Source organism: Rhizobium mesoamericanum STM3625, from assembly GCF_000312665.1.
Classification (GTDB): Bacteria; Pseudomonadota; Alphaproteobacteria; order Rhizobiales; family Rhizobiaceae; genus Rhizobium; species Rhizobium mesoamericanum.
Map to the genome: position 1 here is coordinate 1,560,822 of NZ_HF536772.1, position 12,959 is coordinate 1,573,780.

Sequence of the window (12,959 nt, forward strand, 5' to 3'; positions counted from 1 at the left end):
GACCGAAGGACTACGGAGCCCAGTAGATTTCGACGGGGCTCGTGGCCCGCCGCAGAATGGCGCGGATCGGCATCTCTGCCTCGTCACCGGCGCTCTCGGCCTTCGTCAGGACGTCCTTCTTGCTCTCGCCTTCGATGTGAAGCACGAGCAGTTTTGCATCCTGGAGGCTGGAGAAGGTGAAGGTGAGCCGCGGCTCGCCCGCGCCGTCCGCCTCCATCGTAATGATACCACGCGGCGTCATGGGGTCGAGCGCCAGCTTCAGGTTGCTGCCGCCCGGGAAGAATGAGGCGGTGTGACCGTCGCCGCCCATTCCGAGGATTGCCACATCGAAGGGATTGCCAATCGAGGCTGTCGCCACCGTTGCAAGCTTCGCCGCATCCTCAGCTGAACCTGCCGCCTGATAAAGCGGCAGGAAGTTTGCGGCCTTCGCCTTGTTCTGCAGCAGGTTGTCGGCCACCAGCAGATGGTTCGAGCGGGGATTGTCTGACGGAACGAAGCGTTCGTCGACGAGCGTGATGGTCACCTTGGACCAGTCGAGATCGCGAGCCGAAAGCTCCTGGAAGAACAGCTTCGGCGTCGAACCGCCGGAAACGGCGAGCGTTGCCGCTCCCTGCGCGTCGATTGCGGCGGAAAGCGACGCAGCAACTTTGTCCGCTAGGTTGCGAGCCAGTTCCGCGCCATTGGCAAAAGCATGCATCGTCGCTGCCATCGTCTTGATCCTACAGGTTGTCGTGCCACGTGCGGCCATCACGCTCGATAAGCGCGATCGACTGGCTTGGGCCCCAAGTACCGGCGGTGTAGCCCTGAACCTTCTGGCCGGTCGTTTCCCAACCCTTCAGGATCGGGTCAACCCACTGCCATGCGGCCTCGACCTCGTCGCGGCGCATGAATAGCGTCTGGTTTGAACGGATGACGTCCATCAGCAGACGTTCATAGGCATCCGGATTGCGGACCTGGAAGGCGTCGGCAAAGCTCATGTCGAGCGAGACGTTGCGCAGGCGCATTCCACCGGGGCCCGGGTCCTTGATCATCAGCGACTGCTTTACGCCTTCGTCCGGCTGTAGGCGAATGATAAGCTGGTTCTGGTTGATACGGCCAGCGGAATGGTCGAAGACCGAGTGTGGGATCGACTTGAAGGTGATGACGATTTCCGACATGCGTCCGGCAAGACGCTTGCCGGTGCGGATGTAGAAGGGAACACCAGCCCAGCGCCAGTTGCCGATCTCGGCCTTGATGGCAACGAAGGTTTCGGTGTTCGAAACGCCGCCTTCGAGCTCCTCCAGATAACCCTTGACAGGACCGCTGCTGGAAGCGCCGGCCCGATACTGACCGCGAACGGTATTGGTCTCGACGTTCGATGCGTTGATCGGCTTCAATGCGCGTAGCACCTTCAGCTTCTCGTCGCGGACGGCCTCGGAATCCATCGAGGAGGGGACCTCCATCGCAACCAGGCAGACGAGCTGCATGATGTGGTTCTGCACCATGTCGCGCAGGGCGCCAGCGGTGTCATAATATCCGGCGCGGCCTTCGAGGCCGACCGACTCGGCAACCGTGATCTGCACGTGGTCGATATGATTGGCGTTCCACAGCGGCTCATAGAGCGCATTGGCAAAGCGCAACGCCATAAGGTTTTGCACCGTTTCCTTGCCGAGATAGTGGTCGATGCGGAAGATCTGCTCTTCCTTGAAGACCTTGCCGATCGTGTCGTTCAGCTGCAGCGCGGAAGCGAGATCGCGGCCAATCGGCTTCTCGACGACAATGCGCGTCGACTTGGTGATGAGTTTGTGATCATGGATCTTCTGCGAGATGTCGCCGAAAATACCAGGCGCGACGGCAAGGTAGAAAGCGCGAACGCGATCCTTGCCCTCATCCAAAAGCTTCTTCAGTTGATCCCATCCTGCATCGGAACGCGCGTCGACCGGCACGTAGAACAGGCGCTGCAGGAATTTCGCGACCTCGACCTCGTTGTACTCACCCTTCTTGAGGTGCTCGTTCAGGGCATCTTGGGCAAACTTGCGGTATTCATCGTTCGTCAGCGGACTGCGCGAGGCGCCGATGATACGGGTCGGCTCGGAGAACTGCCCTTCAATCTGCCGATGATAAAGGGCTGGCAGCAACTTGCGTTCCGCAAGGTCGCCGCTGCCGCCGAAAACGACATAATCAAAGGGTTCAACGGGGATGATTTGGCTGCTCATGAGCATGTCTCTCAATCAGACGGGTTATTGGCTCTTTAATCTAATCGATTTAAAAAAGCCAGTGTGCGATGCAATGAATCTCTCGGAAAGAGCTTTTAGATCGAATTGCCGCAGGATGAAATCCGCAATCTGACTAAAACTTGTCGCGCAAAGCAAACCAGGAGAGCGCCAGGAAAAGCAATGGCGCGCGCATGGCCGCACCTCCCGGAAAGGCCGGAATGTCGAGCCCCTTGAAAAGATCAAGGTCCGCTGATTTTCCCAGAACCGTTTCCGCGTAAAGCTTTCCGCAATAGTTGGACAGCATGACGCCATGGCCTGAAAAGCCGCCGATCGACGTCACGCCGGGCATGACTTCGCGCACGAAGGGCTGTCGCGGCATGGTGATGCCGACCGAACCGCCCCAGGCATGCGTGATCTCGATATTTCGCAATGCCGGGTAAATCTCGGAGATCTGCCTGCGGATGTGCTGCGTAATGTCGCGCGGATTATCGGCTGTGTAGGCTTCGCGCCCACCGAAGAGCAGCCGCCCGTCCTTCGACTTGCGGAAGTAGCGTACGACGAAGCGCGAGTCGGCCACGGCCTCGTTGCCCGGTAGCACCTGTGGATGACCATCGAGCGGCACGGTGGCGCCAATGAAGGAGCGAATCGGCATCACGTGGCTCGCCGTCACAGGCTCGAGATTGCCGATATAGCCGTTGCAGGCGATCAGTGCCTGACTGGCGGTGATCGTTCCGTTCGATGTCTCGATTGTTACCTTGCCGCCGCCTCGACGTATCGCCGTCGCCTTCGTCATCTCGAAGATCTGCGCGCCGGCATTGGCCGCAACGCGGGCAAGGCCGATGAGCAGCTTCAGCGGATGGATGTGGCCGGTGCCGGTGTCGCGGATGCCGCAGCAATAGCGCAGCGATCCGAGACGGTCCTGGGTTTCGGCTTTGTCCATGAAGCGCGCATGCGGGTAGTTGTAACGCATCGCCGCGATCTCGGCATTTTCGTAGTAATCCGGCTTGTAGCTCTCCTTATGCGCCACGTTCATTTGCCCGGGCATGTAGTCCATGTCGATCTGATGATCGGTCGCGAAATCGAGGAGATTCCGCTTGGCGGCCTCGGCGAGATCGAAGAGTGCGCGGGACCGCTCATAGCCGATCTTTTCCTCAAGCTCTTCCGGCCACCAGCGCTGGCCAGTGCCGAGCTGCCCGCCATTGCGCCCGGAGGCGCCGTCGCCAAACCGGCACGCCTCGATGAGAACCACCGAGACGCCTGATTTGGCGAGATTGTAGGCGGCCTGCAAACCTGTGTAGCCGCCACCGACGATCGCGACGTCACACCTCTTCGAGCCGTCCATGCCAGGATAGGTCGGGCGCTCGCCGACCGTTGCCTGATACCAGGAAATCCCGGGGGCAATGGGGCTCTGCCATCTCTCCTGCGATGTCATGACCGAGCCCTCCCTAAACGTTCAGCAGAAGGAATTCGCGTTCCCAGGGGCTGATGACCTGCATGAAGGTTTCGAATTCTCCGCGCTTCACGCCGGCATAGATGCCAAGGAACTCCTTGCCGAACACTTCCTCGAAGGCTTCCTCGTCTTCCATCAGCGCGACGGCTTCCAAAAGACCGCGCGGCAGATCGATCGAGCCTTCGTTCGCGGTGTCCTCGGTCGGCGCCGTCGGCTCGATGCCCTTCATGATGCCGAGCAGACCAGACGCCAGCGAGGCGGCAAGCGCGAGATAGGGGTTTGCATCCGAACTTGGTAGGCGGTTTTCGACACGCCTTGCCTGCGGGTCGGATACCGGCACGCGAAATGCCGTCGTGCGGTTGTCGTAGCCCCAGGCATTGTTGACGGGAGCCGACATATCAGGCGTCAGCCGACGGTAGGAATTCACGTAAGGCGCCAGCATCACCATCGAGCTCGGCACGTATTTCTGAAGCCCGCCGATGAAATGGAAGAATTCGCGAGAGGCGGAACCATCAGAATTCGAGAAGATGTTCCTGCCGGTCTCCTCGTTGACCACGGACTGGTGGATGTGCATCGCCGAACCTGGCTGCCCCTGCATCGGCTTGGCCATGAAGGTCGCGTAGATGCCGTGCTTCATCGCGGCTTCGCGGATCGTGCGCTTGAACAGGAACACCTGGTCGGCGAGCTCGACCGGATTGCCGTGGCGCAGATTGATTTCGAGCTGTGCCGGGCCTTCCTCATGGATCAGCGTGTCGATCTCGAGGCCCTGCTTTTCGGAGAAATGGTAGATGTCGTCGATCAGTTCGTCGAACTCGTTGATACCAGCGATCGAATAGCCCTGGCCACCAAGGATGGAGCGGCCCGAGCGGCCCTTCGGCGGATGCAGCGGATAATCCGGGTCATCGTTCTTGGCAACGAGATAGAACTCGATCTCTGGCGCTACGATCGGCTTCCAGCCGCGGTCGCTGTAGAGCTTGAGCACGCGCTTGAGAACGTTTCGCGGCGTATAGGGGACTTCTTCGCCGTCCGAATTGACGATGTCGCAGATTACCTGCGCGGTCGGATCGGTTTCCCAGGGGACAACCGAGAGCGTGGAGAGGTCTGGGACCAGCTTCAGGTCGCTGTCGCGCGGCTCGTAGCGGAAGCTTTCAGTCTCGTCCGGATATTCACCAGAGATGGTGTGACGGTAGATCGCCGACGGCAGGGCCAGAGAGGTGTTCGACGTGAACTTGGAGCTCGGCATCATCTTGCCGCGCGGCACGCCGGCAAGATCGGGCGTGATGCACTCAATGTCTTCGATGCCACGTGCCCGCAAGAACTGCGCTGCTTCCTTCCAGTTTTCCACGCCGCGCTGATGTCCGGGGTCCGGGGGTATTTTCTTTGAGGCAGGTAGGTTTCTGGCAGGCTTCAGCGTCGTCTTTTTTGGGGACATGACACACCGGTTTGCATTGATCGTGACGGCATCATAGCTGGAGTTTGGCAATTGGCGAGGGGGGAGGACACGTTGACTTTCGCCCCTTGATGGAAAAAGAAGACGCCTTTCGGCAAGGGAAGTGGTTTTGCAGCGAAACAGCGATTTGATCGTCATCGGCGCGGGCGCCGCCGGCATGATGTGCGCCATTCGTGCCGCCCAGCGCGGGTGCTCCGTCATCGTTCTCGACCATGCAAAATCGCCGGGCGAAAAGATTCGCATCTCTGGCGGCGGTCGTTGCAACTTCACGAACATCAACGCAAGCCCGAAAAGCTTCCTCTCCGCCAATCCGCATTTCTGCAAATCTGCACTCGCGCGCTTCACGCCTTCGGATTTTATCGCCATGGTCGACCGCCATCGGATCGCATGGCACGAGAAGACGCTTGGGCAGTTGTTTTGCGACGACAGCGCCAAGGACATCATCCGCATGCTACTCGACGAGATGCAGACCGCTGGTGCGGCCTTGCATCTGCGGACCGAGATCGCGGATGTCGAAAAGAGCGGCGATGGCTTCCGCATTTCGACGTCGGGGGGCGCATATGCATGCAGGTCGCTGGTGATCGCAACCGGTGGCAAGTCGATTCCGAAGATGGGTGCAACCGGTTTTGCCTATCGCATCGCTGAGCAGTTCGGTCTCCCCATGGTGGAGACGCGCCCGGGCCTCGTACCGCTGACCCTCGATCCGGCAACGCTCGAAAGCCTTTCGGAATTGTCAGGCATATCGGCCGCTGCCGAAATTCGTCATGGCAAGACGGCGTTCCGCGAAGCCCTTCTTTTCACCCATCGCGGTCTCAGCGGCCCAGCGATCCTGCAGATCTCCTCCTATTGGCGCGAGGGCGATGACATCACTGTCGACATCGAACCTGATGTGGATCTCCTCGATCATCTGAAGGCGGCAAGGAAGGTCAACGGCCGGCAGTCCGCCCAGACGGCGCTGGCGGACATTCTTCCAAAGCGCCTGGCGCAATATCTGACGGAACGCGAGGGTATCGCCGGCCAGTTGGCCGATCTTTCTGACAAGATCTTGGTTCGCCTTGTCGAGGCGGTGCAGAGCTGGAAAATCAGACCCTCGGGGTCAGAAGGCTACAGAACCGCCGAAGTGACGCTCGGTGGCATCGATACGGCAGCACTCGATTCCCGCACCATGGCAGTGAAGCAGGTTCCAGGGCTCTATTTCATCGGAGAATGTGTCGATGTGACCGGCTGGCTCGGCGGCTATAACTTCCAGTGGGCATGGGCTTCCGGCTTCGTTGCCGGTGACTCTTTGTAGGCACGAAACAATCTGCTCGATTCAACAGTTCTTAAGGAGGGTGCGCCATCCTGCCTCGATGACAGATGGAAAAGCACTTACTAAATAGAGCTTTACCAACAAGTCGTTTTGTTGGATTGTATGCCAGAGATGAAGTGAGGTTCTGCAAATGAACAGGAACACACGACGCGCCCGCGCCATTGCAATCGCTCAAGCTAAGCCCGACAACAAGCTCGTTGCCGTCCGCTACTTCGTCCTTTCCGCCAGTGCATTGGCTGCCGTGGCTTCTCTCCTTCTTGCACGCTGGTTCTAATACCCGCGACCTCGCCTTGGCTCGTGGCAGGCTCCTCGCCTTGTCAGCTATCCTTCGGCTAAATCGATTTGTATGCGGCTATCCGTAGCCTTCGCTTATCCGAAAATTAAGACATCCTCTGCAAAACTGGCCCGATAGTTCGTGGGCGCTTCCGTGTTGGGTGAAGCGAGCTGGCAATGACTGCCGCCTGGGCCTGCGCCTGGGACTCCCACTTGTTCCAATAAAGCAGCTCGATGCACTCGGTCGGCGCTCATCAGGCGACCGGCGGGAGGAGTGGTGTATGGAAGGCCGGAACCGCCATGTTGATTGATAAGATTCTTTCCCGTTTCAGGATTAAGACCAAGGTCCTGATTTTTGTATTGCCCTTCGTTGTAAGCATTTCTGCCGTCGGCCTGACCGGTCTCTATGCCTCTGGTCTTCTGCAGGGGCGTATGGAAATCTCCAACAGCGTCCTGCAGTCGCTGAGCGGGTTTAAGGATCTCTACGGCTCCATGGACAACTTCCTGCAGATCACCAGTCGGGAAGCACGCGACAAACTCTATGAGGACATAAAAACACAGCAAGGCACGCTGAATGCGACGCTCAAGCAGATCGGCGACAATGGCGGTCGTGAAAACCTGCAGGCTGCCACGGACGGTACTTCTGGGATCGCTAACACCGTGGGCAAGCTCTGGACCCTGCATGAACAGGAACTTGCTCTTCGCAAGTCGATTGACGACGCGCAGAAGGTGATGATTACGAGCCGCTTCAACGTCAACTATGATGCGCAGCAGCTTGAGGAAAACATCCGCAAGGACGAAGGCAACGCCACCGCAACGCTGCGCGCCGCCGATCGCCTGCTGAAGGGCGGTGATACCCTTGCCTCCGTCATGGGTGACTTCAACAAAGCCCAGTTGCCAGCCGACAAGCTGAAGGTCGTTACCGACGCCATTCCTGCCATCGCCAAGGCGCAGCGCCTGATCGAGATTTCGGTGCCCGCGAACCAAAAGAGCATGACACAATCGCTGTCTCAGACGATCAGCGACGTGAAGACACAGGCGACGGCCCCCGACGCCGGGACCGATGAGGCGATTGCCAACCTGGGGCGGCTCGTCTCCCGTTTCCGCCAGATGTCCACCTACACGCAGTTGACGGCGACGCAGATGATGCGCGAGGCGACGACCACGTTCGTCGAGCTTGACAGCCGCATCGCTCAAACGAACTCTGTTCTCGAGGACACGCGCCGTCTGGAGAGCGCGATCTACTCGCTGCAGCTCGTCTTGGGGGAATTCGCTGCCAAGCCGGGCAAGGAAAATCGCGTCCGCCTGCATCAAGAGATCGCAACACTCGGCACCAATCTCAACACGCTGCTCGCCAGTGCGAAGGGTATGAATTTCGCGGAAGACATCGTCGCGGCGATGTCGCCGGCTCTTGCGTCGATGGACAAGGACGCCCAAAGCCTAGTCGACACGATCAACCAGCGGGTCGCTGATTATGCTTCCGCTCGCCAGCAGCTCGACAGCGTCTGGGGTCAGCTGACCACTTTCGCCGAGCTGCAGAAGCAGAGCGCCGGTGCTGAGCGCACTCAGGCGAACGGCATCTCGGTGCTGACGACTGGCCTTGGCATTCTCGTCTCAATCATCGGCGGCATCGCGCTTGTTCTGACGCTGCAGCGTCCGATCGGCCAGATCACCGCCGCGATGCGTCGCATTGCCGACGGTGTGCTCGATACCAACATCTCGGGCGATCAGCGCCATGACGAAATCGGCGACATGGCTCGCGCACTGGGCATCTTCAAGGAGAATGCGATCTCGAAGATCCGCATTGAGGAACAAAGCGAGGAAGAGCGCACCGCAGCCGAGCACGAGCGCCAGCGCAACGATGCCGAGAAGCGGGAAATGGACCGCCAGATCGAGTTTGCGGTGAACGCACTTGCATCCGGTCTCGAGCGCATGTCGCAGGGCGACATTTCGACCACGATCGATACGCCGTTCATTGGACGTCTCGAACAGCTTCGCCAGGACTTCAACGGTTCGATGATGCGCCTACAAGCCACCATGAGCCAGATCCGCGATAACGTCGAGATGATCCAGGGCAACGGCAATCAGATGGCTCAGTCCGCCGAGGATCTCTCCAAGCGCACCGAGCAGCAGGCAGCTTCGCTTGAAGAGACCGCCGCTGCGGTTGAACAGATCACCGTGACGGTTCGCTCCTCCGCGGAGCGCGCCAAGGACGCGGATCAAATTGTACGCCAGGCCAAGCGCAGCGCCGATGACTCGGCCGTGGTTGTCAGCAACGCCATCGACGCGATGGGTCGTATCGAAGATGCATCCCGCCAGATCGAACAGATCATCGGGGTCATCGATGAGATCGCGTTCCAGACCAACCTTCTGGCGTTGAACGCCGGCATTGAGGCGGCGCGCGCCGGCGAGGCTGGCAAGGGCTTCGCCGTTGTCGCGATGGAAGTGCGTGAGTTGGCACAACGTTCTGCCGCTGCGGCACAGGAAATCAAGGGTCTGATCCACAAGTCGACGACAGAAGTCAGCTCTGGTTCGCAGTTCGTGCAGGAGACCGGAACGGTGCTCGCAAAAATCAGTGCGCAGATCGTGACGATCAGCCAGCACGTCGAGACGATCGCTCGTGCGAGCCACGACCAGTCCAGTGCGCTGCAGGAGGTCAATGCAACGGTGAACCAGATGGATCAGATGACGCAGCAGAACGCGGCGATGGTGGAAGAGACCAGTGCAGCCAGTCGCGAGCTTGCGGTCGAGGCGGATTCACTGCTTCGCCTTGTCCAGCAGTTCAAGATCGATGGCGACGTACAGGCGGCGACGGTCTATCGCGCCGCATAAGACGAGCGCTGACGCAAATCATTGGAAGGCCCCGGCACTCCGGGGCCTTTCGATGTCGATCTATCCCACCTGCGCGAACGCCTTCCGGGACGCGATTTCAAATTTTTGGCGATTGCCAATTTACTGAAGATTTTCTTTAAATTTTTCGAACTAACCTGCGAGGCTCATGTCTCAGGGGATATTCATGCTGCGCTTGTTCTCGGCTTCCATCGTACGTCAGATTGTTGCCATCACGCTTGTATTACTCGTCTGCAGCACCGCGGCGATCGTCTGTGTTACCTATTACAATCTGAGCGCCTATGTGATGACGAGCGCCGTCTCCGACGCAAGGGATGCAAGCAGGACCATGGCGGTCCTCTACGGCGCAAGCGACGCCACGGTGAAGGTTGACGTCAGCAACAACGAGCTCGCCGGGGTGACGGAAGATAAGCTTCCCTCGCTCGGCGATCATGTTCTGGTCGATCGCACCGCGCAGTCGATTGCCGGCGTTGCCACGGTCTTTGAACGTCAGGGCAGCGACTACGTGCGCGTGTCAACGAACGTGAAAAAGGAAAACGGCGACCGCGCCGTCGGCACGAAGCTTGCCGCGGATCATCCTGCGCAGGCAGCATTGGCCAAGGGGCAAGCTTACTACGGTCCGGCAGAGTTGTTCGGGCGGAAGTTCATGACGGGCTATTTCCCGATCAAAAATGCTACCGGTTCAAACGTAGGCATCCTCTTCATCGGCATTCCGATGGAGGTCTACTACAACAGCCTAAAGCAACTGCTGACGCTGGTGGCAGGTGCAGGTGTGGCGGTGTTGCTGCTGGTCGGCGTGGTCGCCTACTTCGCCATCCGCGCCTCTGTCAGGCCGCTGGAAGCACTGACCTCGACCATTCACACGATCTCGGCAGGAAATCTCGACGGACCAGTTCCCTGTGTGGAGAAGCAAAACGAGTTCGGTGCAATCGGACGCGCTTTGGCTCTCTTCCGGGACAATGCCCGTGCTCGCCAGGCATTGGAAATGCAGGCCGCCGAACAGCGGCAGCTCAGCGACCTCGAGCGCGCCCGCAACGATGCAGAGAAACGCACGCTTGACGGTCAGATCGACTTTGCCGTCAATCAGCTCGCCGCCGGCCTGGGCCGTCTGGCGCAGGGGGATGTGTCTCAGACGATCCAGACGCCGTTCGTCGGTCGTCTGGAACAGCTTCGCGTCGATTTCAACGTCTCGATTGTTCGTTTGCAGGAAACGCTGGCGCGAATTCGTGACAACACCGCTTCGATCCAAACCAATTCGGGAGCCATGCTGGCCTCCGCCGACGAGCTGTCGAAGCGTACCGAAACCCAAGCCGCCAATCTCCAAGAAACCGCAGCTGCCGTTGAGGAAATCACCGCGACAGTCAAGTCCTCCGCGGTTCTAGCGCGCGAGGCAAATGACGCTGTATCCGTGACGAAGAAGAACGCCGATAGCTCAGGCGCCGTGGTCAGCGACGCAGTCGCGGCGATGGATCGCATCGAGGAGGCCTCGAAGCAGATCGAGCAAATCATTGAAGTCATCGACGACATCGCGTTCCAGACGAATCTTCTGGCGTTGAACGCCGGCATCGAGGCGGCACGCGCCGGTGAGGCCGGCAAGGGCTTCGCGGTTGTCGCACAGGAAGTGCGTGAGCTTGCGCAGCGTTCCGCAGACGCAGCGCGCGAAATAAAGGGCCTTATTGAGAAGTCGACGCAGGAGGTAATGACCGGGTCTGGTCTCGTGCAGAAGACCGGATCGGTGCTCGCGGCGATCAGTCAGGAGATCATTGCGATCAGCGGTCACGTTGAAACGATCGCGACGGCAAGCCAGGACCAGTCGGCTGCTCTGCAGGAAGTCAACGGTGCCGTTAACGCGATGGACCAGATGACACAGCAGAACGCCGCCATGGTCGAGGAAACGACCGAGGCAAGCCGCCAGCTTGCCAATGAGGCGGATGCGCTGATGGGGTTGGTTCAGCAGTTTCGCTTCGAAGCCACTTCCGATTACGGCCGTGCGCGGCACGCGGCCTGATTTTCCGGTTCCGACGGATCACGAACCGGATGCTCTGGCGAGAAGCGCTTTAACTGATATTCCGAAAGATGTAACGAAGGCCGCGATCCGGATCATGCGGGAGCTGCCGAAGCTTTCGTAGAACTCGTTTTCTGCTCGTGGCGAATACTTGTCACGGCTGTCGTTGACCATGTCTGCAATATCAGCAATGGCGATCAGGGTAATCATGACGATGTCCTCCATGTGGGCATCGCATTATCTATCCAGCAAAAACTGCTTTATAAACACCAGTTAACTGGCTATGTTTTTCGTCAATGAAAAACATGCAATGGGACTCTTTTCAGCTCTTTCTTCAGGTTGCCCGGCTTGGTGGGCTGACCGGTGCGAGCGCATCAAGCGGCCTCACCCCGGCGACGATCGGCCGTCGCATGCTCGATCTGGAGCATGAGATCGGCAAGGCTCTCTTTGTCCGCAGTCAGACGGGCTACAGCCTCACCGTGGATGGCCAAGTTTTACTGGACCATCTGCAGGACATGGAGGCGGCAGCGCGGAAAGTCGATGCCTGGCGGCAGGCGGGCAGTGTCGGCGCAACGGTGAGGATCGCCGCCGGCACCTGGATCGCATGGCTTCTGACAGAGAATTTTGCAGCGGTCCGCAAGCCTGGCGATGCCTTTGCAGTTTCGCTGACCATTGGCGAGGCGCGCGCCAACCTCAACTACAGGGAAAGCGACATCGGCATCCGCGCCTTCGAACCGGAAGAAAGTAACCTTGCCGCCCGGCTCCTCGGCGAGGTCGCCTATGCCGTTTATATGAGACGCAATGCCGATGGCACCGATGAGCGATGGCTTGCCGTCGCCGAAGGTGATGCGATCTCGAACTACCTGCGTTGGCCGCATCGCAACGCTACCGGCTCGATCGTTGCGACCGTCAACCGGCCGCGCTCGCTTCTGGAGTTGCTTAGAGCAGGGACGGGCAAGGCGGTCTTGCCATGCTTCGTCGGCGACCTCGATCCCGAACTGCAGCGATTTGGTGGCGAGCTGCCGGAACTGCGCCATCGGCAATGGATCGTCATGAACAACGAGGATCGGCACCGGCCGGAAATCCGGACCGTTGCCGATCGCATGACGAAATTGCTGAAGAGCTACGTCGATCTCTTTGCGGGCAAGCGCCCCAGCCGAAGCTAGGGCGCGCCGGTCGCCTCAGTTGCGGCCCGCGACGATGACGGGGATCAAGAGGTCTCCCCAGTTCCCGTCGCCGCCATGATGTCTTGCCGAGCGAACGAGCTCGACAGAAACCCCGGCATCAACCGCCTTCATGACCGACTGGTTCAGTCGGTGCAGGTCGTTGGCCAGCATGCGGATTGTCGTTTGCTGGTCCGGGGTCATGCAGGTGGATTGTTCTTCAGCGCGCTCCTTGACGCGTGCAAGCGTAGGCATGGCATTCTC

At 59.3% G+C, this 12,959-nt stretch carries 11 protein-coding genes; 5 read left to right on the top strand and 6 right to left on the bottom strand.

All coding sequences use genetic code 11. The features are described 5' to 3' along the window. Nucleotides 1-10: 10 nt before the first annotated feature. The 4 genes from pgl to BN77_RS07615 form a co-directional block, all read right to left on the bottom strand. A complete protein-coding gene (pgl, locus tag BN77_RS07600; protein ID WP_007530174.1) occupies nucleotides 11-709 on the bottom strand; it encodes a 6-phosphogluconolactonase in 699 nt (232 codons plus the stop codon). Between the two features lie 10 nt (nucleotides 710-719). Next, on the bottom strand, nucleotides 720-2,195 hold the full coding sequence (gene zwf, locus BN77_RS07605; protein ID WP_007530175.1) for a glucose-6-phosphate dehydrogenase: 1,476 nt from the start codon (nucleotides 2,193-2,195) through the stop codon (nucleotides 720-722). 133 nt (nucleotides 2,196-2,328) lie between these two features. Continuing rightward, complete coding sequence (locus tag BN77_RS07610; RefSeq protein ID WP_007530177.1) at nucleotides 2,329-3,627, bottom strand: NAD(P)/FAD-dependent oxidoreductase; 1,299 nt, start codon at nucleotides 3,625-3,627, stop codon at nucleotides 2,329-2,331. Nucleotides 3,628-3,640: 13 nt separating this feature from the next. Next, nucleotides 3,641-5,077 carry a glutamine synthetase family protein gene (locus tag BN77_RS07615; RefSeq protein ID WP_040676857.1) on the bottom strand — a complete coding sequence of 479 codons (1,437 nt, stop codon included), beginning with the start codon at nucleotides 5,075-5,077 and terminating at the stop codon, nucleotides 3,641-3,643. Between the two features lie 127 nt (nucleotides 5,078-5,204). Between BN77_RS07615 and BN77_RS07620 the strand changes: the two genes are divergently transcribed. From BN77_RS07620 to BN77_RS07630, 4 genes are all read left to right on the top strand, one after another. Then, the gene (locus BN77_RS07620; RefSeq protein WP_007530181.1) at nucleotides 5,205-6,386 is read left to right on the top strand and encodes a BaiN/RdsA family NAD(P)/FAD-dependent oxidoreductase; all 1,182 of its coding nucleotides are present in this window, start codon (nucleotides 5,205-5,207) and stop codon (nucleotides 6,384-6,386) included. A gap of 148 nt (nucleotides 6,387-6,534) precedes the next feature. Then, entirely contained in the window at nucleotides 6,535-6,678 is a 144-nt protein-coding gene (locus BN77_RS34070; protein ID WP_167540362.1) for a hypothetical protein, read from the top strand. Between the two features lie 299 nt (nucleotides 6,679-6,977). Beyond that, nucleotides 6,978-9,509 carry a methyl-accepting chemotaxis protein gene (locus tag BN77_RS07625; protein ID WP_040676861.1) on the top strand — a complete coding sequence of 844 codons (2,532 nt, stop codon included), beginning with the start codon at nucleotides 6,978-6,980 and terminating at the stop codon, nucleotides 9,507-9,509. 184 nt (nucleotides 9,510-9,693) lie between these two features. Then, nucleotides 9,694-11,535 carry a methyl-accepting chemotaxis protein gene (locus BN77_RS07630; RefSeq protein ID WP_007530185.1) on the top strand — a complete coding sequence of 614 codons (1,842 nt, stop codon included), beginning with the start codon at nucleotides 9,694-9,696 and terminating at the stop codon, nucleotides 11,533-11,535. A gap of 18 nt (nucleotides 11,536-11,553) precedes the next feature. Here the strand turns inward: BN77_RS07630 and BN77_RS07635 are convergent, their stop codons facing one another. Next, the gene (locus tag BN77_RS07635; RefSeq protein WP_081593568.1) at nucleotides 11,554-11,742 is read right to left on the bottom strand and encodes a hypothetical protein; all 189 of its coding nucleotides are present in this window, start codon (nucleotides 11,740-11,742) and stop codon (nucleotides 11,554-11,556) included. Between the two features lie 86 nt (nucleotides 11,743-11,828). On the opposite strand from BN77_RS07635, the gene BN77_RS07640 reads away from it, so the two are divergent. Beyond that, on the top strand, nucleotides 11,829-12,698 hold the full coding sequence (locus BN77_RS07640; RefSeq protein ID WP_040676867.1) for a LysR family transcriptional regulator: 870 nt from the start codon (nucleotides 11,829-11,831) through the stop codon (nucleotides 12,696-12,698). Between the two features lie 15 nt (nucleotides 12,699-12,713). Here the strand turns inward: BN77_RS07640 and BN77_RS07645 are convergent, their stop codons facing one another. After that, nucleotides 12,714-12,950 (bottom strand): SMc00767 family acetate metabolism repressor, encoded by a 237-nt coding sequence (locus BN77_RS07645; protein ID WP_007530190.1) that lies wholly within the window; start codon nucleotides 12,948-12,950, stop codon nucleotides 12,714-12,716. Between the last annotated feature and the right edge of the window lie 9 nt (nucleotides 12,951-12,959).